At 71.2% G+C, this 23,007-nt stretch carries 21 protein-coding genes; 8 read left to right on the top strand and 13 right to left on the bottom strand.

From position 1 onward, the window contains the following. Position 1 precedes the first annotated feature (1 nt). The 3 genes from ACIBBB_RS02125 to fdhD are packed head-to-tail and all read left to right on the top strand — an operon-like array spanning position 2 to position 3,788. Positions 2–2,038, top strand: coding sequence for an NAD(P)H-dependent oxidoreductase subunit E (locus ACIBBB_RS02125; protein WP_398977764.1), 2,037 nt, complete (start codon positions 2–4; stop codon positions 2,036–2,038). After that, complete coding sequence (locus ACIBBB_RS02120; protein WP_398977762.1) at positions 2,035–2,892, top strand: 2Fe-2S iron-sulfur cluster-binding protein; 858 nt, start codon at positions 2,035–2,037, stop codon at positions 2,890–2,892. Before ACIBBB_RS02125 ends, ACIBBB_RS02120 begins: the two co-directional genes overlap by 4 nt. A 56-nt stretch (positions 2,893–2,948) precedes the next feature. Beyond that, entirely contained in the window at positions 2,949–3,788 is an 840-nt protein-coding gene (gene fdhD, locus ACIBBB_RS02115; protein ID WP_398977761.1) for a formate dehydrogenase accessory sulfurtransferase FdhD, read from the top strand. A 145-nt stretch (positions 3,789–3,933) separates the two neighbouring features. On the opposite strand, the gene ACIBBB_RS02110 is transcribed toward fdhD, so the two are convergent. After that, positions 3,934–5,058: a bile acid:sodium symporter family protein gene (locus ACIBBB_RS02110; protein ID WP_398977759.1), complete on the bottom strand. Its 1,125-nt coding sequence runs from the start codon at positions 5,056–5,058 to the stop codon at positions 3,934–3,936. Between the two features lie 185 nt (positions 5,059–5,243). Between ACIBBB_RS02110 and ACIBBB_RS02105 the strand changes: the two genes are divergently transcribed. The 3 genes from ACIBBB_RS02105 (at position 5,244) to ACIBBB_RS02095 (ending at position 9,246) form a co-directional block, all read left to right on the top strand. Further along, the gene (locus ACIBBB_RS02105; protein ID WP_398978781.1) at positions 5,244–6,140 is read left to right on the top strand and encodes a LysR substrate-binding domain-containing protein; all 897 of its coding nucleotides are present in this window, start codon (positions 5,244–5,246) and stop codon (positions 6,138–6,140) included. A gap of 360 nt (positions 6,141–6,500) precedes the next feature. Then, entirely contained in the window at positions 6,501–8,300 is a 1,800-nt protein-coding gene (locus ACIBBB_RS02100) for an AMP-dependent synthetase/ligase (RefSeq protein WP_398977757.1), read from the top strand. A gap of 106 nt (positions 8,301–8,406) precedes the next feature. Beyond that, positions 8,407–9,246: an aldo/keto reductase gene (locus ACIBBB_RS02095; RefSeq protein ID WP_398977754.1), complete on the top strand. Its 840-nt coding sequence runs from the start codon at positions 8,407–8,409 to the stop codon at positions 9,244–9,246. 279 nt (positions 9,247–9,525) lie between these two features. Here the strand turns inward: ACIBBB_RS02095 and ACIBBB_RS02090 are convergent, their stop codons facing one another. From ACIBBB_RS02090 to ACIBBB_RS02075, 4 genes are all read right to left on the bottom strand, one after another. Continuing rightward, positions 9,526–9,828, bottom strand: a complete 303-nt coding sequence (locus ACIBBB_RS02090) for a 4a-hydroxytetrahydrobiopterin dehydratase (RefSeq protein WP_398977751.1) — start codon at positions 9,826–9,828, stop codon at positions 9,526–9,528. A gap of 4 nt (positions 9,829–9,832) precedes the next feature. Beyond that, positions 9,833–11,152 (bottom strand): NAD(P)/FAD-dependent oxidoreductase, encoded by a 1,320-nt coding sequence (locus tag ACIBBB_RS02085; protein WP_398977750.1) that lies wholly within the window; start codon positions 11,150–11,152, stop codon positions 9,833–9,835. 159 nt (positions 11,153–11,311) lie between these two features. Continuing rightward, entirely contained in the window at positions 11,312–12,277 is a 966-nt protein-coding gene (locus ACIBBB_RS02080; RefSeq protein ID WP_398977748.1) for a LamG-like jellyroll fold domain-containing protein, read from the bottom strand. Further along, positions 12,267–13,664 (bottom strand): PQQ-dependent sugar dehydrogenase, encoded by a 1,398-nt coding sequence (locus ACIBBB_RS02075; protein ID WP_398977746.1) that lies wholly within the window; start codon positions 13,662–13,664, stop codon positions 12,267–12,269. The genes ACIBBB_RS02080 and ACIBBB_RS02075 overlap by 11 nt, the downstream gene beginning before the upstream one ends. 331 nt (positions 13,665–13,995) lie before the next feature. Here ACIBBB_RS02075 and ACIBBB_RS02070 point away from each other — a divergent pair, with 331 nt between their 5' ends. Then, positions 13,996–14,616 (top strand): LAETG motif-containing sortase-dependent surface protein, encoded by a 621-nt coding sequence (locus ACIBBB_RS02070; protein WP_398977744.1) that lies wholly within the window; start codon positions 13,996–13,998, stop codon positions 14,614–14,616. A 173-nt stretch (positions 14,617–14,789) separates the two neighbouring features. Here ACIBBB_RS02070 and ACIBBB_RS02065 read toward each other — a convergent pair whose 3' ends face one another. The 4 genes from ACIBBB_RS02065 to ACIBBB_RS02050 all read right to left on the bottom strand — a co-directional run bounded on the left by ACIBBB_RS02065 (position 14,790) and on the right by ACIBBB_RS02050 (position 18,247). Next, on the bottom strand, positions 14,790–15,335 hold the full coding sequence (locus tag ACIBBB_RS02065) for a bacterioferritin (protein WP_398977742.1): 546 nt from the start codon (positions 15,333–15,335) through the stop codon (positions 14,790–14,792). A gap of 6 nt (positions 15,336–15,341) precedes the next feature. Next, complete coding sequence (locus tag ACIBBB_RS02060; protein ID WP_398977740.1) at positions 15,342–15,620, bottom strand: DUF5133 domain-containing protein; 279 nt, start codon at positions 15,618–15,620, stop codon at positions 15,342–15,344. A gap of 157 nt (positions 15,621–15,777) precedes the next feature. Next, a complete protein-coding gene (locus ACIBBB_RS02055; protein WP_398977738.1) occupies positions 15,778–16,311 on the bottom strand; it encodes a type 1 glutamine amidotransferase domain-containing protein in 534 nt (177 codons plus the stop codon). 91 nt (positions 16,312–16,402) lie between these two features. Then, a complete protein-coding gene (locus ACIBBB_RS02050; protein ID WP_398977736.1) occupies positions 16,403–18,247 on the bottom strand; it encodes a transketolase in 1,845 nt (614 codons plus the stop codon). Between the two features lie 206 nt (positions 18,248–18,453). Between ACIBBB_RS02050 and ACIBBB_RS02045 the strand changes: the two genes are divergently transcribed. Further along, positions 18,454–19,296, top strand: coding sequence for a helix-turn-helix domain-containing protein (locus tag ACIBBB_RS02045; RefSeq protein ID WP_398977735.1), 843 nt, complete (start codon positions 18,454–18,456; stop codon positions 19,294–19,296). A 59-nt stretch (positions 19,297–19,355) separates the two neighbouring features. On the opposite strand, the gene ACIBBB_RS02040 is transcribed toward ACIBBB_RS02045, so the two are convergent. From ACIBBB_RS02040 to ACIBBB_RS02025, 4 genes are all read right to left on the bottom strand, one after another. After that, positions 19,356–19,517 (bottom strand): hypothetical protein, encoded by a 162-nt coding sequence (locus ACIBBB_RS02040; RefSeq protein WP_398977733.1) that lies wholly within the window; start codon positions 19,515–19,517, stop codon positions 19,356–19,358. Between the two features lie 91 nt (positions 19,518–19,608). Next, complete coding sequence (locus tag ACIBBB_RS02035; RefSeq protein ID WP_398977732.1) at positions 19,609–19,971, bottom strand: hypothetical protein; 363 nt, start codon at positions 19,969–19,971, stop codon at positions 19,609–19,611. A gap of 147 nt (positions 19,972–20,118) precedes the next feature. After that, positions 20,119–22,194 (bottom strand): phage holin family protein, encoded by a 2,076-nt coding sequence (locus tag ACIBBB_RS02030; protein WP_398978779.1) that lies wholly within the window; start codon positions 22,192–22,194, stop codon positions 20,119–20,121. A 158-nt stretch (positions 22,195–22,352) separates the two neighbouring features. Continuing rightward, on the bottom strand, positions 22,353–22,757 hold the full coding sequence (locus tag ACIBBB_RS02025; RefSeq protein WP_398977730.1) for a hypothetical protein: 405 nt from the start codon (positions 22,755–22,757) through the stop codon (positions 22,353–22,355). Positions 22,758–23,007 lie beyond the last annotated feature (250 nt).

The raw sequence follows: 23,007 nt of genomic DNA, 5'->3' as shown, positions 1-23,007 counted from the left end.
AGTGGACCTGCACTTCGGTGACAGCAAACCGACGGACGAGGAGCGGGCGGCGGTCGACTCGCTGCTCGGCCCCGCGACGTCGGCGTGGGAAGGCGCGGAAGACCGCTCGGACGCGGATCTGCGCTGGGCCCGCGGTGGTCGCGAGGCACGCGAACGGCGCGACCTGCTGTTGCCGGGGTTGCATGCCGTCAACGACCGCGTGGGCTGGATCAGCGAGGGCGCGCTCGCCTACCTCTGCCGCCGGCTCACGGTGCCGCCGGCGGAGGCGTATGGCGTGGCCACGTTCTACGCGATGTTCGCGGTCAAGCCCCGGCCCGCCAAGGTGCTGCACGTCTGCACCGACCTGGCGTGCGCCGGGAACGGCTCCGCCAAGCTCTGCGCGGACCTGGAGGAACGGATAGGCGCCGCGGGCTCGGCGGCGGACGGCGTCGTCTGGCAGCCGAGCCCGTGCCTGGGCCTGTGCGAACGGGCCCCGGCGGCACTGGTGCTACAGGCGGGCACCCCCTCCGACACGGTCCCCGCGCAGCGGGATCCCCGGCTCAGGGACGTCCTCGCCCCGGCGCCCGCGCGCCTCCCGGACGAGGCGGACGACGACGGCGCCGAGGTCACCCCCATCCGGGCCGACCTCGCCCCCAACGGCGCGGTGGTCACGCCCCTGCGGGCGCACGCCAACGGCTCATCGGCCCAACCCGCGCCCCGGCGGCAGGCGTTCGCCGTCATCGGCCCGGCCACGGTCGACGCGCTGATCGAGGCCGCCACGGCGCCGGAGGACGCCCCCGAGGAGCCTTCCGCCGCCCTGGCCGTACCGCAGGCCGGGCAGGAGGGCCTGATGCTGCTCCAGCGGATCGGCGTCGTCGACCCGTACAGCATCGACGACTACCGGGCGCACGGCGGCTACCACGCCCTGCGGACCGCTTTCGACATCGGACCCGCCGGGGTGATCCGCGAGGTCACCGACGCCGGGCTGCTCGGCCGCGGCGGCGCGGCCTTCCCGACCGGGCGCAAGTGGCAGGCCACCGCCTCCCAGCCCGACCGGCCGCACTACCTCGTCTGCAACGCCGACGAGTCCGAACCCGGCACCTTCAAGGACCGGGTGATCATGGAGGGCGACCCGTTCGCCCTGATCGAGGCCATGACGATCGCCGGTTACGCCACCGGCGCCCACGTCGGCTACCTCTATCTGCGCGGCGAGTACCCGCGCGCCCTGCACCGCCTGGAGAACGCCCTCACCCAGGCCCGCCTCCGCGGCTTCCTCGGTGACGACGTCCTCGGCCAGGGCTACGCCTTCGACATCGAGATCCGCCGGGGCGCCGGCGCCTACATCTGCGGCGAGGAGACGGCCCTCTTCAACTCCATCGAGGGCTTCCGCGGCGAACCGCGCTCCAAGCCGCCGTTCCCGGTGGAGAAGGGGCTCTTCGGCAAGCCGACGGCAGCCAACAACGTCGAGACACTCATCAACGTGCTGCCCATCCTGACGATGGGAGCCGAGGCGTACGCGGCGATCGGCACCGGCAACTCCACCGGGCCCAAGCTCTTCTGCGTCTCGGGCAGCGTCGAGCGGCCCGGCATCTACGAGCTGCCGTTCGGCGCCACGCTCGGTGATCTCCTCGACCTCGCGGGCACCCCGACCGAGATCCAGGCGATCCTGCTCGGCGGCGCGGCAGGCGGATTCGTACGGCCCGACGAGCGCGACATCCCGCTCACCTTCGAGGGAACCAGGGCCGCCGGCACCACCCTCGGCTCCGGCGTGATCCTGGTCATGGACGACACCGTCGGCCTGCCCCGGACACTGCTGCGCATCGCCGAGTTCTTCCGCGACGAGTCCTGCGGTCAGTGCGTGCCCTGCCGGGTCGGCACCGTCCGCCAGGAGGAAGCGCTGCACCGCATCAAGGACCGTACGGGCGCCGAGGCGTCCGACGACGTCGCGCTGTTGCGCGAGGTCGGTCAGACCATGCGCGACGCCTCCATCTGCGGTCTGGGACAGACCGCGTGGAATGCCGTCGAGTCCGCCATCGACCGTCTGGGGGCTTTCAAGTGACCGTCATACCTCTTCAACTGCCGCGCAGGCTCCTTGAGTTCACGCTCGACGGCGAACCCACCCGGGTCCCCGAGGGCTCCACGATCCTGGACGCCTGCCGGGCCGCCGGCAAGGACATCCCGACCCTCTGCGAAGGTGACACGCTCACACCGAAGAACGCGTGCCGGGTCTGCGTCGTCGAGGTCGAGGGCGCCCGTACGCTCGCCCCCGCCTGCTCGCGCCGCGCCGAGGCCGGCATGCAGGTGAAGACGGACTCCGAGCGCGCCAGGACCAGCCGCAAGGTCGTCCTGGAACTGCTCGCGTCGTCCACCGACCTCTCCACGACGCCGCGCGCGGCCGAATGGATCAAGGAGTACGAGGCGAAGCCCGACCGGTTCGGGCCCGATGCGGCCCGGGTCAACGAGACACCGAAGATCGACAACGATCTCTACGTCCGTGACCTCGACAAATGCATCCTCTGCTACAAGTGCGTGGATGCCTGCGGCGACCAGTGGCAGAACACCTTCGCCATCTCCGTCGCCGGCCGCGGCTTCGACGCCCGTATCTCCACCGAGCACGCCGTGGCGCTCCCCGAATCCGCGTGCGTCTACTGCGGCAACTGCATCGAGGTCTGCCCCACGGGCGCGCTCAGCTTCAAGTCGGAGTTCGACATGCGCGAGGCCGGGACCTGGAACGAGGAGGAGCAGACGGAAACCACGACCATCTGCGCGTACTGCGGCGTGGGCTGCAACCTCACCCTGCACGTACAGGACAATGAGATCGTCAAGGTCACCTCACCGCACGACAACCCGGTGACCCACGGCAATCTGTGCATCAAGGGCCGCTTCGGCTACCAGCACGCGCAGCAGCACTAGAGCCGGTCACCCCGGCACCGGCAGAGCGCGACGAGCGAGGAACAGGAAGGATCGCCATGGGACGGGTCACCGAACGCCGCCGCACCATCCGCATCAGGGACGGTGTCGTCACCAGCCGCCCCGACACCCTCGTCGCCGAGGAACCCATGGAGATCCGGCTGAACGGCAAGCCGCTCGCCATCACCATGCGAACCCCGGGCGACGACTTCGCGCTCGCCGCCGGATTCCTGGTCAGTGAGGGCGTCCTCGGCTCGGCCGAGGACGTCCGGTCGATCGTGTACTGCGCCGGAGCGACGGACGACGGCAGGAACACGTACAACGTGGTGGACGTCCAGCTCGCGCCCGGCGTCCCGATGCCGGACATCACGCTGGAACGCAACGTCTACACCACGTCCTCGTGCGGCCTCTGCGGCAAGGCCAGCCTCGACGCCGTACGCACCACGGCCCGGTTCCCGATCGCCGACACTCCCCCGGTCCGGGTCGAACCGGCTCTGCTTTCCGGCCTCCCCGACCGGTTGCGGGCGGCACAGCAGGTCTTCGACCGGACCGGGGGTCTGCACGCCGCGGCCCTCTTCTCCGAGACCGGCGAACTCCTCGACATCCGGGAGGACGTGGGCCGCCACAACGCGGTCGACAAACTCGTCGGACGGGCGCTCCAGCAAGGTCTGCTGCCGCTCTCGCGGGTGATCCTGCTGGTCTCGGGCAGGGCGTCCTTCGAACTCGCCCAGAAGGCGGTGATGGCCGGAATCCCGGTCCTGGCGGCGGTCTCCGCGCCGTCGTCGCTCGCCGTCGATCTCGCCGCGGAGACGGGGCTGACCCTCGTCGGCTTCCTCCGTGGCCCCTCCATGAACGTGTATGCCGGCGACGACCGCATCGCCCTCCACAGCGAGGTGTGACGCGCTGCCGCTGCACGGGATACACGGGATAAGGACCCGGCCGGCGGGGAGCGCCCCCTGCGCCGGCCGGGTCCCTCCCCCATTTTTCTGGGGGGCTCGGTTCGCCTCCGGGGCGCTTTGAGCCGATGTCGACGGTCGACCGTGCTCAGCCCCTCGTTCCTCGGGACCTCTGCGCGCTCTCCCTTTCGACACCGACGCGCCCCTTCGGCTCACTCACCGGTGTGTCGTCCACGGCCGGCTCGGCCAGAAGGGGTTCGGCCGAGCGGTGCTTGGCGATCACCGCGCACACCACCAGCTGAAGCATGTGGAACAGCATCAGCGGCAGCACCGCCATGCTCGCCTGCGCACCGAACAGCACGCTCGCCATCGGCAGCCCGGCCGCGAGGCTCTTCTTCGAGCCGGCGAACTGGATCGCCACCCGGTCCGCCCTGTTGAAGCCGAGCCGCCGCGAGCCGTACCAGCTGATCGTCAGCATCGCCGCGAGCAGCACCACCTCGACCGCGAACAGCGCGCCGAGCCGCGCCGGAGTGACCTGGTGCCAGATGCCCGCCACCATGCCCTGGCTGAAGGCCGTGTAGACGACCAGCAGGATCGATCCACGGTCCACCCGGCCCAGCAGTGTGCGGTGCCGGGCGAGGAAGCCGCCGACCCAGCGCCGCAGCAACTGCCCCGCCACGAACGGCAGCAGCAGTTGCGCCACGATGCGCAGCAGCGAGTCGGGCGAGATGCCGCTCGCGCCGCCACCCAGCAGCAGGGCGGCGAGCAGCGGTGTCACCACGATGCCCGCGATGCTGGAGAAGGACCCGGCGCAGATCGCCGCGGGGACATTGCCGCGTGCCATGGACGTGAAGGCGATGGACGACTGGATCGTCGACGGGACCAGGCAGAGGAAGAGCAGCCCGTTGTGGAGCTCGGGTGTCAGGACGAAGGGCACGAGCCCGCGCGCGGCCAGCCCCAGCACCGGGAAAATCAGGAACGTGCAGGCCAGGACGGTCAGATGGAGCCGCCAGCTCTTGAGGCCGTCCACCGCTTCGCGGGTCGAGAGCCGGGCGCCGTACAGGAAGAAGAGCAGCGCGATCGCGCCGGTCGACGCCCCGCCGGCGACGTCCGCCGTGGTGCCGGACGCGGGCAGCAGTGCCGCGAGGGCGACGGTGCCGAGGAGGGCGAGAATGTATGGGTCGAGGGGCAGCCAGGACGGCAGCCGCCGGGGCCGGGGGGACCCTGGGGACGGGGTTGACGGGGACGGCGACGGGGTACGGCGGCGGTTCATGTGCTCCACTGGCTCTTGCTGTGTGCTCTGGATCTCGTACACGTTCCGGATCTTGGTCCGTGGTCCGGGACGGATCGCGCGCTCTCCATGATCCAGGGCCCGAGCTTGATCGGGAATCCCGCATACGGCTCTGACTGTCATCACGATGTGCGATGACGCGGGCTACCCTGTGCCGCATGTACGACATGTACGACCCCGCGCAGCTGCGCACCTTCCTCGCCGTGGCGCAGACCCTGAGCTTCACGCAGGCCGCGCGGCGCCTCGGCGTACGGCAGTCGACGGTCAGCCAGCACGTACGGCGGCTGGAGGCGGCGGCCGGGGACCGGCAGCTCTTCACGCGGGACACACACAGCGTGGAGCTGACCGAGGACGGCGAGGCCATGCTCGGCTTCGCCCGTACGATCCTCGCGGCCCACGAGCGGGCGGCGGAGTACTTCTCCGGGACCCGGCTGCGCGGCAGGCTCCGCTTCGGCGCCTCCGAGGACTTCGTCCTGACGCGGCTGCCCGAGATCCTGGAGTCGTTCCGCACGGATCACCCCGAGGTCGATCTGGAGCTGACCGTCGAACTGTCCGGGGTCCTGCACGAGCGGCTGGCGGCCGGCGAGCTGGATCTGGTGCTGGCCAAGCGCCGGGGCGGCGACACGCACGGCGAGCTGGTCTGGCAGTCCACGCTGGTCTGGATCGGGGCGCCGCGGCTGCGGATCGACCCCGAGCGTCCGGTGCCGCTGATCCTGTTCCCGCCGCCCGGCATCACCCGCGCCCGCGCGCTGGAGGTGCTGGAGGCGGACGGCCGCGCGTGGCGCATCGCGTGTACGAGCGCGAGCCTGAGCGGGCTGATCGCGGCGGCCCGCGCGGGGCTCGGCGTCATGGCGCACACCCGTGGGCTGATCCCGCCGGGCCTGGTGCCCGTACCGGCCCGCGCGGCGCTGCCGGAGCTGGGCGGCGTGGACTTCGTGCTGCTGCACGGGCGGCGGCAGGCCCGTGGAGCCGCGCGGGCGCCGGACCGGAGTCCGGCGGACGCGCTCGCCGACGCCATCCTGGCGGGCGGCGACCGGCTGCACCGCCCGGCCGAGGCGCGCTGAGCCGCGCCTCTCGCGGCACACCCCCACATCCGCCACATCCGCCACATCCGCCACATCCGCCACCGACGAAAACCCGACAGGCCGAGGTGCTGGTACAGGCCAAGCCCCCTCCCCGGGGCGAGGGGCGTAATCGCACCGTACAGATTCGGTGGAGATTCCCCCAAGGCACACTTACTCTACGGTCAGAAGACCGTCCGCAGTCCTTCTTCGGCGCGGCCTTTCAGCCTCTGACCTGCATCGATACGGCAAGGCGCGACTTCCGTCCGCTCCCTCCCGCCGGACTCTCCCTTGGGGTAGCGTCACGGCGCCGTGCGGAGCGCCACAAGGAGCAGGTCATTGCGCGAGTTCACTGTCCGACCCATGGCGTCTGCGCCCCATGTGGGCGGGCTGGCGGACGCCGTATTCGATCATGCCATGGACGATCCCGACCGGGTCGCGCTCGGCCGCAAGGACGCCGACGGCGTGTGGCACGACGTGTCGTCGGCCGAGTTCCGCGACGAGGTACTGGCGCTGGCGAAGGGGCTGCTGGCGCACGGTGTCCGGTTCGGCGACCGGGTCGCGATCATGTGCCGTACCCGGTACGAGTGGACGGTCTTCGACTTCGCGCTCTGGTCGGTCGGCGCCCAGTCCGTGCCGGTCTATCCGACCTCCTCCGCCGAGCAGGTCTTCTGGATGCTGTACGACTCCGAGGTGTCGGCCTGCATGGTCGAGCACGAGGATCACGCGATGACCGTCGGCTCGGTGATCGACCGTCTCCCCCGTCTCAAGAAGCTGTGGCAGTTGGACGCCGGCGCCGTCGACGAACTCACCCGCGCGGGCGCCGAGATCGACGACGAGGTCGTCCACCGGCACTGCCGGGCGGTGACACCCGACTCGACGGCCACGGTCATCTACACCTCGGGCACCACCGGCCGCCCCAAGGGCTGTGTGATCACGCACGCGAACTTCATGTTCGAGACGGACACGATGATCGCCCGCTGGGAGCCGGTCTTCCACTCCAAGCGCGGCGACGAGGCATCGACGCTGCTCTTCCTGCCGCTCGCGCACGTCTTCGGCCGGATGGTCGAGATCGCCGCGATCCGGGGGCGGGTGAAGCTGGGCCACCAGCCGGTGATGCGGGCGAATGAACTGCTCCCGGACCTGGCCGCGTTCCGGCCGACCTTCATCCTGGCCGTGCCGTACATCTTCGAGAAGATCTTCCACGCCGCGCGCCGCAAGGCGGAACGCGAGAGCAAGACGGGCCCGTTCGACAGGGCCGTGGACGTGGCGGTGAAGCACGCGGAGGCGATGGAGCACAAGGCGTTCGGGCTCGGCCCCGGTCCGTCGGCGGGGCTGCGGATCCAGCACCAGTTCTTCGAGAAGGCCGTGTACTCCAAAGTGCGCGCCGCGATGGGCGGCCGGGTGCGGCACGCGATGTCGGGCGGTTCGGGGATGGACCGGCGGCTCGGCCTCTTCTTCGAGGGCGCAGGCGTCACGGTCTTCGAGGGGTACGGCCTGACGGAGTCCAGCGCGGCGGCGACCGCCAATCCGCCGGAGCGCACCCGGTACGGGACGGTCGGCCAGCCCATTCCCGGCACCACCGTGCATATCGCCAAGGACGGCGAGGTGTGGCTGCACGGCGGTCATGTCTTCAGCGGCTATCTGAACGACCCGAAGGCCACCGATGCCGTCCTGCGCGACGGCTGGCTCGCCACGGGCGACCTCGGCGCGCTCGACGAGGACGGCTATCTGACCATCACCGGCCGGAAGAAGGAGATCCTGGTGACGTCGGGCGGCAAGAGTGTCTCGCCGGCCGGTCTTGAGGAGCGCGTACGGGCGCATCCGCTGGTCGCCCAGTGCATCGTGGTCGGCAACGACCGGCCGTACATCGCCGCGCTGGTCACCGTCGACCATGAGGCGGTGGAGCACTGGCTGGCGATGCGGGGAAAGCCGCCGCTCAGACCGGTCGACCTGGTGCGCGACCCGGATCTGGAAATGGAGATCAGGCGTGCGGTGGTGGCGGCCAACACGCTGGTGTCGCAGGCCGAGTCGATCCGTACGTTCCGGATCCTGGCCCATCCCTTCAGCGAGGAGCACGGGCTGCTGACGCCGTCGCTCAAGCTCAAGCGCAAGGCGATCGAGACGGCCTACACGGTCGAGGTGGACGCGCTCTACCGCTGACCGGGGGAGCACGCGGGAGCAGGAGTACGCGTGGGCGGGAATGCCCGCGCGGCCGGGTTGGTTGCGGCCCTGAGAAGTCAACCGACGACGTAAGGATCGACCGCACGTGAGTAAGGTCCCCTCCCTCACCCTCAACAACGGTATCGAAATGCCCCAATTGGGGTTCGGTGTCTGGCAGGTCCCCGACGACGAGGCGACGCGGGCGGTGAGCACGGCCCTGGAGGTCGGCTACCGCAGCATCGACACGGCCGAGATCTACGGGAACGAAGAGGGCACAGGCAAGGCCATCGGTGCCTCCGGGATCCCCCGCGACGAACTCTTCGTCACCACCAAGCTGTGGAACGCCAGGAACGTGACATGGACGCGTGACACCGTCCTGCGCGCGTTCGACCGCTCCCTCGCGAGGCTCGGTCTCGACCACATCGACCTGTATCTGATCCACTGGCCGCGCGCCGCGCGTGACGACTACCTCACCATCTGGCGTGCCTTCGAGGAGATCGCCGAGAGCGGCCGGTCGAGGGCCATCGGCGTCTCCAACTTCCAGCCCGCGCACCTGCGGCGCCTGTTGGACGAGACGTCCGTCGTGCCGGCGGTCAACCAGGTGGAGCTGCACCCGCAGTTCCCGCAGGCCGAGGTGCGCGCGGTCGACGCCGAGCACGGCATCGTCACGGAGGCCTGGTCGCCGCTGGGCTCCGGCAAGGGGCTGCTCGAAGTCCCGACGGTCCTGGCGATCGCCCGGAAGCACGGCAGGACCCCCGCGCAGACGGTGCTGCGCTGGCACCTTCAGCTCGGCAACGTGGTGATACCGAAGTCCGTGACGCCGTCGCGGATCAAGGAGAACGTCGACCCGTTCGGCTTCGAGCTGGACCCGGAGGACCTGGCGGCGCTCGCCGCGCTGGACTCCGGGACCCGGCTGGGCCCGAACCCGGACACCTTCGACAGCTGAGCGTGCCTGTCCTCGGGCGCCGGACGGGTTCAGACCGTCCGGCGCCGGAGGTCTCCCCCGCCGCTGCCCAGCTCACGGCCGAGCAGCGCCGGGCCCGCCGGCAGCCGTCGATCGGGCGCGTCAGCAGCCGGCCGCCGAGGCAAAGCGCGGGGGCCGCCGCGAAGAGCACGCGGGTGCTCGGGCCCCGGAGTTCGTCGCGCGCGTCGGCGCGGGCGTCGCGGATACGGGTGCGGGGCGGTACGGGCCTCCCGGCTCCCACGCACACCGGCCGTCGCCGGCTCAGAGCGCGCCGTGCGTGGGAGCGATCTCCTCGACCCGCGCCGCCAGATCGAAGTCACGCTCGGTGATCCCGCCCACGTCGTGCGAGTTCACCGCCACGTCGACGGTGTTGTAGCCGAGGGTGAGATCGGAGTGGTGATTCAGCTCCTGCTGGATCCGCGCCACGTGCACGACCATCGCCGTCGCGGCGAAGTGGTCGGTGAGCTGGTAACTCCGGGTGATCTTCCCGTCCTCCAGGGACCACTCCGGCAGCGCGGCCAGCCGGTCGTCGATCTCCTGCGGTGACAGTGATTCCTTCGCCATGAGGTCACTCCTTACGGGGCCCGCCGGGGACCCTGGCCAGTTCGGGGGACGCGGTGTCGAGCGGCACGTTGTAGGAGCGTACGAGGCCGAGCTGGACGGACTGCCGCGGCAGCACCGCGTCGAGCACCCAGTCCGCCGCCACGCGCACCCGGTTCCCCGGCATGGCCGCCAGGTGGTAACCGCGGGTGACCGCCCCGGCCACCGGTCCGGAGAGCGGCACCCCCAGGGGGTTGGCCGCGGCCTTGACCCCGCCGAGGTCCACGACGAATCCGAGATCGTGATGCCGGTACGTCTGCTGCTCCCCGTGGCCGAGGGACGCGGCCACGTTGCGGCCGGCCACCCTGCCCTGGCGGGTCGCGTGCTGCGCGGTCATGGGTGTGTACTCTCCGGGCCTGGTCAGGTCCGGTACGGCGGCGGCGTCACCGCACGCGAAGACCTCGGGGTGGCCGGGCACGTTGAGCCGGGGGTCGACGACCAGCCTGCCGCGTTCGACGGGCAGTCCGACGTCGGCGACCAACGGGTCGGGCCGTACGCCGACGCACCAGACGAGGGTCCGGGTCTCGATGAACTCCCCGTCGTCCAGGTGGACGCCCTTCGAGGTGGCCTCCTTGACGGACGTGCGGGTGCGGACGTCGACGCCGCGCTTGCGCAGTACGCGGTCGGCGGTGGCGGAGAGCCTGCGGTCCAGCTCGGGCAGGACCCTGGGCGCGATGTCGAGGAGCAGCCAGCGCGGAGCCGGTTTCCGTTTCCAGCCGGGCTGCTTGCGGATCAGGTCGTCGGTGAAGAGCTTGCCCTGGGCGGCGACCTCGGTGCCGGTGTAGCCCGCGCCGACCACCACGAAGGTGGTGCGCGCCGGGCTCTCGGGGCCGTCCCCGGCGGCGGCGAGTTCGATCTGGCGGGTGACGTGGTCGCGCAGGTAGAGGGCTTCGGGCAGGCCCCGGAAGCCGTGCGCGTACTCGGCGACGCCCGGGATCGGCAGCAGTTTGTTGACGCTGCCGACGGCGAGGACGAGCCGGTCGTACGTCAGCTCGCCCCTCTCGCCCTCGGGGCCCGTGTACCGCACGAACCGTTTCTCCAGGTCGACGTGGTCGGCCTCCCCGAGTACGAGGCGTACCCGGGGCAGCGCGCCGGGCAGCGAGACGGTCACCCGGCGTGGTTCCAGGATCCCGGCGGCCACCTGGGGCAGGAGCGGCAGGTAGAGGAAGTAGTCGGTCGGGTTGAGGAGGACGACTTCGGCCTTGTCCCGTACGCTCCGGCAGAGCGTACGGGCGGCCTCGAAGCCGGCGAATCCGGCTCCTACGACGACGATGCGGGAACGGCTCACGTTCGACTCCGGACTGTGGCGTATCGGGTCGTACGGACGGCTCCTCGTGTGCCCGGCCGGGGCCGGGGGCGGACGACGGTCACCCGACTTCTCATACCCTCATGCCACTGATTGCCCTGTGTTTCCCCTGAGGCCATCCGAAAGACAGGCCCTGCCCCATTATCCTCGCGTCCGCCGGTACTGCGACATGATCTCGGCGGGCGTGAGCGCCCGGTCGAAGAACAGCAGGTCGTCCATCCGGCAGTCGCAGGGGTTGCCCTCCTGGGTGTTCTGCGGATAGCTGCCGCCGATCTTGATGCCGCGCGGATCGGTGGGCGACGCGGCGTCGGGCTCCGGCGGCCCGTCCACCGCCCAGGGGTCGCCGGGCACGACGTACCGGCCGGGCAGCGGGCGGCCGTCGCGGTACAGCGCCATCGTGCCGGTGTCGAAGTCGAAGGTGGCGGCGAGGGACACCCAGGTGCCGGGCGGCAGGATCCGCCGCCAGTCGGCGTCGGCGGCGAACGTCTGTGAACTCCCGCCGTCCACCCGGCGCCCGAGGGCGACGACCTTCATCTCCCCGTCGACGGTGATGAGTTCGAGCAGGGCGCGTACGTCGTGGCCCTGCGAGGTGCCCGAGAGGATCCCGGCGAGGCCGATCGCCTGGTAACGGTCGTCCGGGTCGGGGGTGCCCGAGTTCGGTGCGGGATTCTCGCCGGTCATCCTGAACCAGCCCATGAAGGTGGCCTGCCGCGCTCCGTTGAAGGCGCTCAGGGTCGGCACCCCCTGTGGGCCGTACACGCCGGCCTTCCAGTCGTCGTTACCCGTGGTCGTGGGCGAGACCTGGCGCGTTCGCAGGACCTTGCCGCGCCGCTCGTCGTCCCTGACCCGTGACTGGGCGCCGCCGTTGACGAGTTCGAGCGTGGTGCCGGAGCGGCCCCGGTCGCGCTCGCGGGCCGGGTCACCGGAGACGGGGTGCTCGAAGTCGTAGGCGGCGACGGGGCGCGGCACACGTGAAGCGGCGTCGGCGGTCCCGACCACCGGCTCAACGACCACCGGCTCAACGGCCGGCGCGAAGGCCGTCACCAGCAGCGTCGTGGCCAGGGCGAGAGTCGGGGCGAGCCGGCGCCCCGGCGTGTCAGCGCGCATCGGTCACCTTCCAGATCTTGCCGTTGGCCTTCGCGAGGACGTACAGCTCCCCGGCGCGGTCCGTACCGAACCGCAGGTCGACGCGGTCGTCCCCGGCCAGCTCCGCCATCGAGGTCGTCGCTCCGGCCGCGTCGAGGACCCTGAACTGGTGGACCTCGGCGAGCGGCCCGCCACGGCGCATGTCCGCCACGTCGGAGTAGAAGATCCGGCCGCCGACACCTTCGCCGTAGACGTACTTGCCCCGCAGCGCCGGGATCTCGGCGCCCCGGTAGACGAAGCCGCCGATCAGCGCGTTGCCGCTGTCCGCGCACGGTGTGTCCGGTGGCGGTACGTGGTCGAAGGCCGCGACCGGATAGGTGTAGCCGTACTGCTCGTCGTTGTCCGGGAGTTGGTAGACACCACAGGTCGGGTTCCCCTCCTTGCGGTACTCGAAGGGCCCCTCCCGGTCGCTCCAGCCGAGATTGTCACCGGCCCTGACGTCGTACACGGACTCGATGCGGTGCTCCCCGATGCTTCCCACGAACATCTGCCCGCTGCCGCCGGAGTCCCAGCTGAACCGGTGCGGGTCGCGGAAGCCGTACGCGTAGATCTCGCCGAGCACGTACTGCCGGTCGACGAAGGGGTTGGACGGGGGGATGCCGTACTTGCCGCCGGGGCCGTTGTCGCCGGCCGGGTCGATGCGCAGGATCTTGCCCTGCGGGACGTACAGATCCTGCGGCACCGAGCTGCGCCAGCCCGCTCCGCCGTCACCGGCGGCGATGTAGAGCAGCCCGTAGTCCTCGTCCCCGGGGCGGGCGCGGGGGTTGAAGTTGATCTCCTGGATGTCGTGGATCGTGCCCTGGAAACCGAGGCGCATCACCTCGCGGCGCGAACCGGTGAAGGCCGTGGCGGCCGGGTCGTCGGCGGTCCACTCGGTGACCACGCTGTGGACGACCGTGACTCCGCCGGACGGCAGGTCCGGGCGCTTGCGGAGCGCGTCCCTGGCCTCGGTGTGGACGGTGTAGAACGTGCCGTTGTCAGCGAACTCCGGGTGGAACGCGACGAATCCGAAGCCGCTGCCGAGCCCCTGGTGGGACCAGAAGTCGGGGCCGGCCTCCGTGCCGACGTCCAGGTACTCGGTGGGCGTGCCCGCGCTGTCCAGCAGATACAGCTTGCCGTTGAGATCGGGGACGTACAACCGGCCCGTTCCGTCGGGGACTTCACCGATGAAGTTGATGCGGGCCCAGCGCTTGAGCCGGTCGTCGGTCGGCGGCGGCACCGGCTCCGACTTGGGCAGCGTCGAGAACTCGTCAAGAACCAGGCCAACTTCGGAGAGTGTCGGGTCGGGCAGCGGATCGGCGATCGGCCCGTCCTCACGCGCGGAGGCGGGCGGCACGAGAAGCGCCATGAGAAGCACCCCCGCCGCAACGGCCAGTCGTCTTCTCCCTGTTGTTCCGGGCTTGGGCATCCCGCTCACCTCATCGGCTCGGACGGTACGGCTCGGACAGACGGCGCCACCACGCAGAAAGCGCTTCCAGCGAAGCATCCGCGCCAAGTTACAAACGAGGCAAGGGCGCGGCAAGGGGGCCGGAGCGAGCAAAGTGGCGCGCGCACCGATTTCGGGCACAACAGCCCCATGAGACGGTCAAGTCCATAGGGGCGCGTGGGGAGTCGGTCCCGAGTGGCGATACTGTGCGCGCGCGCCGTCATCCGGCGGCGAAGTGAACGCGGAGGATTCAGTGACTGTATTCAACAGATCGTGGCGACGCCCCGGGGCGCTCGTGACGGTCGCGGCGGCGGGTGCGCTCGGCGTCGGCCTCTTCGCCGCTCCGGCGGTGGCGCACACCCCGGCCTGGGCCGTGACCTGCTCGGAGGTGAGCGTCGATCTCGTCAACTACACCGCCGACGCCGAGAACACGGTGACCCTGAGTGTCGACGGCAAGGAACTGCTGGCCACCGAGAAGTTCGGTGGAGAGTTCCACAAGAAGATCGAACTGCCCGAGCACGACAAGGAGCTCACGCTCCACCTCGTGGTGAAGGACGGTTCGGGCAACGACGGTTCGCTCGACGACACGAAGACCGCTCCGGTCTGCGAGGGCAACGAGCCCGAGCCCACGCCGTCGACGACTCCGCCGTCGGACGAGCCCGAGCCCACGCCGACCGAGGCCACGCCCGAGCCGAGCAAGACGACCGCCGCGGCGGCCGTTCCCTCCTCGCAGCCGAGCCCCGCCGGTGACGACCTCGCCGAGACGGGTTCCTCCAGCACCACGCCGCTGATCGCGGGCGCCGCCGCCGTCATACTCGTGGCCGGTGCGGGCATCACGTGGGCCGCGCGCAAGCGCCGCGCCGTGGGGAACTGACCCCCGCGCGACCACCGCTGACGACTGCCGACGGACGGCGGACCCGACCGCCGACGGACGCAGAACCGCCGTCGGCCGGAAGGCACTTGAGTGCCTTCCGGCCGGCGGCGGTGCCGTTTCCCGGGCCCGGCGGTTCCTCCGGTGCCGTTCTCCCCGGTCCGGCCGCACCCCCGTCAGGGCGTCACGCTGCGCGGAAGCCGCTCCAGCAACGCACGCAGATCGTCCGCGTGCTCCTCCTCCTGTGCGAGCAGATCCTCGAAGACCCGGCGCGTGGTCGGGTCGCCCGCCCCCAGCCACTGGGCGATCTCCGTGTACGACGTGATGGCCACCCGCTCGGCCACCAGGTCCTCCTTGATCATCTCGATCAGGTCCAGGCTCTCGTCGTACTCCGCGTGCGAGCGGTTGGTGAGGGTGTCGGGGTTGAAGTCGGGCTCACCGCCGAGTTGCACGATCCGCTCGGCCAGCTTGTCGGCGTGCGCCTGCTCGTCCCCCGCGTGTTCCAGGAATTCGGCGGCGACCGGCTCCGCGTAGAGCCCGGTCGCCGTGTAGTAATGCCTCTTGTAGCGCAGCGTGCAGACGATCTCGGTGGCCAGCGCCTCGTTCAGCACCTGGATGACCCGCCCGACGTCCGCCCCGTAGGCGTCCGTCACCGGGCCCTTGTCGATCTCCTGGCGGGCGCGGTCGCGAATCTTCTTGATGTCGGTGAGGAATTCGGCCATGACCGTTCACGTCCTTTCTCTGCGGCTGCTGTCGCGACGACGGTTGCGCAGAATTCCCTGGCCCCGCAGACCGCGGTCGCCACGCGGGCCTCTGCCGAGATACGACTCCGCCGCACGGATCGCCTCGTGGGCGGTGCGGTGCCCCATCAGCACGCACAGGGTGTAGGCGACGTCGTCCAGGCGCCGCCGTCGCACCGGGTTGTGCGGCTCTTGCAGGACCAGCTGCTCCCAGGTCCGGTAGCGGCGCAGCAGCTGGGCGAGCCCGGCCTTGTCCGGCAGAAGCATGCTCTTCTCCCGATTCCCGAAGCCGGCCCGGCAGGACCTGCTTGCTCGGCGACGTCTCGGCCCGCGGGACGGCGGTTCTCCGCCGTCCCGCGGGCCTTGCCCATCATCGTGCGCCGATCACCCGTTGTCCGCAAACGGACACGTTCCGTGGCTGTTGTCAGCTGTCGAAAACGTCGAGGAAGGCCGAGTTGAAAGCCTTGAGATCGTCGGGCTTCCGGCTGGTGACGAGGGTGTTCGGTCCGTCGGTGCAGATCTGGACCTGCTGATCTACCCAGGTGCCGCCCGCGTTGCGGATGTCGGTGCGCAGGCTCGGCCAGGAGGTCATCGTCCTGCCGCGTACGACATCGGCCTCCACCAGCGTCCACGGGGCGTGGCAGATCGCCGCCACCGGCTTCCCGGCGTCGAAGAAGCTCTTCGCGAAGGCGACGGCCCCCTTGTCCAGTCGCAGGAGATCGGGGTTGGCCACCCCGCCGGGCAGGATCAGGCCGTCGAAATTGTCCACGGAGCTGTCGGCGACGGTCGCGTCCACCGGGAAGGTGTCGGCCTTGTCGAGGTGGTCGAACGCCTGCACCGTGCCCGGCTTCGTCGAGATCAGTACGGGCTCACCGCCCGCGTCGAGCACCGCCTGCCACGGCTCGGTCAGCTCGACCTGTTCGATGCCCTCGGCTGCCATCAGAAACGCCGCGCGCATGCTTCTCACATCCTCTCGGTCCGCTCACCCGCTGCGGGTGAGCGCTCGTTTCGGGTACTTGCCCGCTTCGGCCGCTCGCTCGCGGTCCGCGTCAGCGCACCATCGCCGTTCCCGTCAGGAGCTTCACGGCGGCGGCGATCGAATCGGCGTCGATTCCGGCGGCGCGCAGCTGCTCGGCGGGGGTCGCGGACCCCGGCACATCCCGTACGCCGAGCCGCACCATCCGGGGCGCGGGCCGGCCGTCGGAGAAGACCTCGGCGACGGCGTCGCCGAGACCGCCCTGCGGGTGGTGGTCCTCGACCGTGATCAGACAGCCGGTGTCGGCCGCGGCGACCTGGAGGGTCACCTCGTCGGCCGGCTTGATCGAGTACATGTCGATGACCCGCACCGTGATGCCTTCCTCGGCGAGCAGGTCGGCCGCCTTCAGGCACTCGTGGACGGTGATCCCGGAGCCGACGAGCGTCATCCGGTCGTCGATGGTGCGCCGGAGCACCTTGCTGCCGCCGACCGGGAACTGCTCGTCGGCGCCGTAGATCACCGGTGTCCTGCCGCGCAGGGTGCGCAGATAGCTGATGCCCTCCAGCTCGGCCATCGCGGCGACGAGCCGGGTCGTCTGGTTCGCGTCGCACGGCTGGAGCACCGTACTGCCGTGCAGGGCACGGAACATGGCGAGGTCTTCGAGCCCCATCTGGGACGGCCCGTCCTGGCCGATCGAGACACCGGAGTGCGAGCCGACGACGCTGATCGACGCCCCGCCGATCGTGGCCATCCGCAGGAAGTCGTGCGCCCGCGTCAGGAAGGCCGCGAAGGTCGAGACGTAGGGGATCTGCCCGCAGGCCTGCATGCCGACGGCGGCGGCCACCAGCTGCTGCTCGGCGATGTAGCACTCGAAGTAACGCTCGGGGTGCTCCTTCGAGAAGAACTCGGTACGGGTCGAGTCGCCGACCTCCCCGTCGAGCGCCACGATGTCGCCACGCGCGAAACCGAGTGCCGTCAGCGCCTGCCCGTACGCGTCACGGGTGGCGATCTGGTCGCCCTCGTCGAAGCGCGGCAGGTTCAGATGCCCGACGCCGGGGTGGGCGTCGGTGGCGGTCGTCGTGGGCTTGCGCACCTCGACCCGCATGGACCGCCGGCCGCCCAGTTCCTCGATGGCGGCCGCCGCGTCCGGGAGGGGCTTGCCGTGCATGCCCTCGCGGTCCTCGACGGAGGCGACGCCCCGGCCCTTCATGGTGGCGGCGATGATCGCCGTCGGCTCCCCGAGGGTCGAGCGGGCCTCGTCGTAGGCCGCTTCGATCGCGTCGATGTCATGGCCGTCGACCTCGATGGTGTGCCAGCCGAAGGCGTGCAGCCTGCGGCTGTACGCGGCGAGGTCGTGCTCGTGCCGGGTGGGGCCGCGCTGGCCGAGCCGGTTCACGTCCACGATCAGCGTCAGCGAGTCGAGATGCTCGTGCCCGGCGTGTTCGGCGGCCTCCCAGATCGATCCCTCGGCCATCTCGCTGTCGCCGCAGAGCACCCAGACCCGGTACGGGACCTTGCCGAGCCGCTGCCCGGCGAGCGCCATCCCGACGCCCAGCGGCAGGCCCTGACCGAGCGAGCCGGTCGCGACGTCCACCCAGGGCAGCCGGGGCGTGGGGTGGCCTTCGAGCCTGCTGCCCTCCCGGCGGTAGGTGTGGAACTCCGCCTCGTCGATCGCACCCGCCGCCAGGTACATGGAGTACAGCAGCGGCGACGCGTGGCCCTTGGAGAAGACCAGCCGGTCGTTCCCCGGGTGGTCGGGCCGGTCGAAGTCGTAGTTAAGGTGGTTGGCCAGCAGGACGGCGCCGAGGTCGGCGGCGGACATCGACGAGGTCGGATGTCCGGACCCCGCCATGTCGGCGGCGCGGACCGAGTCGACCCTGAGCTGCTGCCCCAGTTCTGTCAGAAGTTCGCTACGCATGTCACTCCTCACCGGATGCGACCGGATGCGGCGGACGGGCGGACGGGCGGACGGGCGGACGGTGGACTTTCCGGGTGCCCGAGGGCGACGACAGCAAACGACAGCCGCCCGTTCTGCCCTCTACCCACCAGATTGCCCCACCTGAGGACAGCCCGCAGAAGACGGGACGGGCGCGGGCGTCCTTCAGGTCCGGCTACCGTCCACGTATGACATCTCGCACGTCGGGGACCGGGGTCGGGCCGCGGCTGAGAAGCTGGCGTGAACAGCGCCGGATCAGTCAGCTGGAGCTGGCCCTGCGCGCCGGCTCGTCGGCCCGCCACATCAGCTTCGTGGAGACGGGCAGGTCCCGTCCGAGCGAGGAGATGATCCTGCGGCTCTCGGAGCATCTGGACGTACCGGTGCGCGAGCGCAACGCCCTGCTGCTGGCGGCCGGTTACGCGCCGCGCTTCTCCGAGACCGCGATGGACGACCCGTCGATGGCGATGGTGCGGGAGGCGCTGGAGCGCCTGCTGCGGGGGTACGAGCCGTATCCGGCGCTCGTCGTCGACGGCACGTACACCCTGGTGGCTGCCAACCGGGGCCTCGCCCTGATCATGGAAGGCGTGCCCGAGCATCTGCTGGTGCCGCCGGTGAACGCGATGAGGGTCATCCTGCATCCGGAAGGGGCCGCGGGGCGCATCCGTAATTTCCGGCAGTGGCGCGCGCATCTGCTGGACCAGATGGAGCGGCAGATCGCGCTCGACCGCTCCGACGCGCTGCGGGCGCTGTACGAGGAGGTCGCCGCGTATCCCCCGCCGGAGGGGCGCGAGGAGTCGGACGGCGCCGAGGGCGGGGACGGGGGCGGGGACGCCGGTGACGCGGCGGCTTTCGCGCTCGGGAACTTCGCGCTGCCGCTGCGGATCGAGCACGGGGGCCAGGTGCTGACCTTCCTGTCGTCCATCTCGACGTTCAACACACCGATGGATGTGACGGTGGCCGAGCTGGCGATCGAGACGTTCCTGCCGGCCGATCCGGCGACGGCGAAATATCTGATGTCGGCGCTGGGCTGAGGACGGACCGGTCCGCCGGGCGGACCCGGTGGACCGGTCCGGTCACGTCAGGTCAGGGGTCAGGACCTGTCGCGGGCGTCCCGGCGGGGCTCGGAGGGCCGGGACGGGGCGGGAGCGGGTGTGGTGGAAGGGGTCGTCGGGGCCTTGGCCTCGTGCTCGCTGGAGCGCGCCGCCTCGGCGCGCAGAAGGGCGTTGAGTACGGCGAACGGGTCGATGGGCATGGCTGTGTCCTCGCGGTGCGATGGGGGTTGGCCGGCTGATGAGGTCGACAGGGTCGACAGGGTCGACAGGCACACGGACGTGCCGGACCTCTCAGCAGCGCAGCACCACACAGCGGGCGGCCGGCGGCGCGACCGGTCCCTTCCTCGACGCGGCGAAAGCTCCTCCGTACGGAGGGCGGGGCGCCCGGCGGCCGGTCCGGGGACCCGGGCCCGCTCCGCGTCGGGCCCTCGCCGACGCGGGCTGGGCGGCCATCGCGGTGTCGTGATGGCCCTCCCCCACGGGCTCGGGCACGGTCGACACGGCCGGGCGGGGTTCCGCTCCGCGCGCGGCCGACGCACAGGGGTCGAGCGACATCCCCAGGAGGGTGCAGAGCACCAGCAGCGTGGCCAGACGCACGGCCGACCGTCCCGCCGCGGCGGGACGGGCACTGTGCGGTTCCGGGGCGCTGTTCACTCGGCACGACCTCCTGATCGTGCATCCTGTGCCCGCGCGCGCCGCCGTGCCCGCCGGGAGGCCGAGAACCGCACTCACGGGGGACACGCGTTACGCCGACCCGTGCAGGAAGTCCTCCCTCACGGAGGGCCGGCACGGAGGACACACCTAGGGCGTCTCCTCCTGGGGAGCGGTGCCCGTCGCCGGTGTCGGACCGAGGGGGACCTGCGGTCCGAGGCCGTCGTACAGCCAGTGCTTCAGCACCGCGTGGACCTGCTCCGCGCCCACCAGCGCCCCGTCGCCGGGGACCGGCGCGGGCAGGGTCAGGGGCGACAGCAGGAAGGCGTTGGACTGCTCCCCGCCGAGTCCTCCGTGGGAGCCGATCTGCTCCTCGAACGCGTGCACCCGGCCCGTCGCCGGGTCGTACATCGAGTTGACCATGATGTCCGCGACATGCGGGAAGGTGTCGGTGCGCCGGACCGCGTCGGCGGCGCCCGGCCCCATCGTGGCCAGCAGCCCCGTGTCGTCCAGCTTGGCGACGGGGATCTCCGCCCCGGCGGGGCCGAGCACCACAGAACCGTTCGCCTCGCTGCGTACGAGGAGGAAGCCGATGCCCGGATGGTTGGCGAGGGTCCGCAGCAGCGCGGGGTGGCGTTCGTCTATCTGCTCGCGGCTCATCCGGTCCGGGACGTCGGGGAAGGAGATCAGCCCCAGATTCCCGGAGGCCAGCACGATCGGGTCGGACCCCCGCGCCGACCGCTTCTCGTCGGCCTCGCCCTCGTGGCCCGCCTCGACGGGGCGGTGGAGGGCCGTGCGTACGGCGTCACGTGCCGCGTCCCGCGCCTCCGCGCCGCTCTTCGTGCGCACCGCGCGGCGCGGCACGGGCAACCCGCAGCCTGCCCGTACGAGGTCCCGGAGCGTGAGCCCGTACACGCCCAGGAACGTTTCGCCGGGGCTCTGGCCGTGGTCGGAGAGGAGCACGAGCCGGTACGAGCGGGGCGCGTGGTCGGCAACCTTGGTCAGCAGCTCGATCGAGCGGTCGAGCCGCCGAAGGACCCGCGTGGCGTCGCGGCTGTGGGGTCCCGAGTGGTGGGCCACCTCGTCGTACGCGACAAGGTCGGCGTAGACGGCGGCGCGCCCGGCCAGCATGTCCCCTATGACGGCCGCGACCACGACGTCCCGCTCGACGACGGTGGCGAAGGCCCGGATGAAGGGGTAGAGCCCGCCCCGGCTCACCCTGGGCCGGTCACCGCGGACGCGGGCCCGCGTGGACTGGCCTATCTCGCGGCCGACCTCAGCGACGAAGGAACCGGCCGTACGGACGGCGTTGGCCGGGTCGGTGAAGTACGCGAAGTAGCCGGCCCGGGAGCGGGTGGACCTGCCGCGCCGGGCGGCCATCGACAGGACGAGCGCCAACTGGTCGGCGCCGCCGCTGAAAAGGTTGCCGCGGCTGGCGCCGTCGAGGGTGAGGAGCCCGGCGTCGCGGGTGCGTTCGACGGCGCGGCGCTGGAGTTCGGCGGCGCTGGCGGGCCGGTTGCTGACCATGATCCGCCCGCTCTCCTTCTCGTACCAACGGAAGGCGGGGACATCGTGGTTGCTGCCGTGCAGGATGCCGAGCTGGCTGGCGCCGGTCTGGCTGGACCAGTCGGTGCGCCAGGGGGTGAGCCGGTGTGTCGGGCGCTCCCCGAGCCAGCCGGCGACGGTGGGCATGTGGCCGTCGGCGACCGCGTCGAGGAGCACCTGGTGCCCGACACCGTCGAGTTGGAGGAAGAGCGTGCCGGGCGACGCCGTGTAGGCGCGGCGCGCGCTGTCCTCACCACTGCGGCGCCGGCGGCGTTGCGCGAGGCGCGACAGCCTGCGCCGGTAGGCGTCGTCGTCGCGTACGGCGAGGGCCGTGGAGGTCGCGGACGCGACGGCGGACATGACGGCGGCGACCACGACGGCGTTCTCGGGGTTGGCGGCGCCTCCGCCGTCGGGGGTGAGTTTGAGCGCGACCAGCAACAGTGACCCGTTGAGGAAGAAGACCAGCAGGCCGAGCACCAGGGCCGGCACGAGCAGCAGGGCGCGGACCAGGAAGGGCCAGACGAGGGCGCTGAGCAGACCGAAGGCGCCCGCTCCCCAGGCGGCGGTGATCGCCGTCCTGGTGAGGCTGTCGTCGGCGCCCTGAAGTTGGAAGTCGGGCAGGATGCCGGCGAGCGCCAGCAACGTCAGTGTGGCGACCGCCCAGACGACGACCACCCGCATCAGGGCCCTGCCGGCCGTCCGCCATCGCCCCTTGAACACCGCGTTTTCACCTCACGTCCAGGGCCCGCACACCGACACGGGCTCGCTCCACAGCCTCGCACAGCGGGCGGTGGGGCCGGTCTTCTTGAAGGAGAGGGGTCCGGAAGGCAGGGGCGGGGTCAGCAGCCGTCGTAGCCGGCCGTCGGCATGGAGAGCCTGCGGTGGACCTTGGCCTTGGACGTCGCGTCGTAGACAGGTTCGTCCATCCCCGCGGTCTCCAGGGGGACGCCGCGACGCTCGCACTCGGCGGTGAAGGCGGGCACGGACGCGAACGCCCGGTCGAGCACGCGTTCGTTGGGGACGACGAAGGCGTCGATCACGCCCGCCTCGACGTCGACCCAGAGCCCGCAGTGGTCGGAGCGCGTCCCGTAGAGGAGCAGCTGCCGTGTGACGACGTACCCCTTGTCGGCGGCCCAGCGCGCGCACATCGCCTGCTGGCCGCGGATGTCGACCAGGAACGGCTCGCGGTCGAGCTCTTCGAGCGGGGTGAGGCTGGCTATGGCCGCCACTCGTAACTCGCCCATGTCTCTGGTCCCCCGCTCAGCGCACCCGACCGCGTCCCCCGAAGCCGCCCCCTGTCCCCCGGTGTTCGACGACCCTACTCCGATCAAGCCCTCTTAAGGAGGCGCGTATCGGGCACATGCGGGCGCACGAATCTGCCACAGGCGCACGCCCTCGGGCGCGCGCCGTACGGGCCGCGAGCCACCTGCTGCCCGTACGGCGGCCGGCCGCCGTACGCTGAGAGCCGGATACGGACGGAGCTGAGGTCCCGCT

The organism is Streptomyces sp. NPDC051217, assembly GCF_044455465.1.
Lineage (GTDB): Bacteria > Actinomycetota > Actinomycetes > Streptomycetales > Streptomycetaceae > Streptomyces.
The sequence above is the reverse complement of the archived record's forward strand: the minus strand, read 5'-3'. Positions and strand labels throughout refer to the sequence as shown.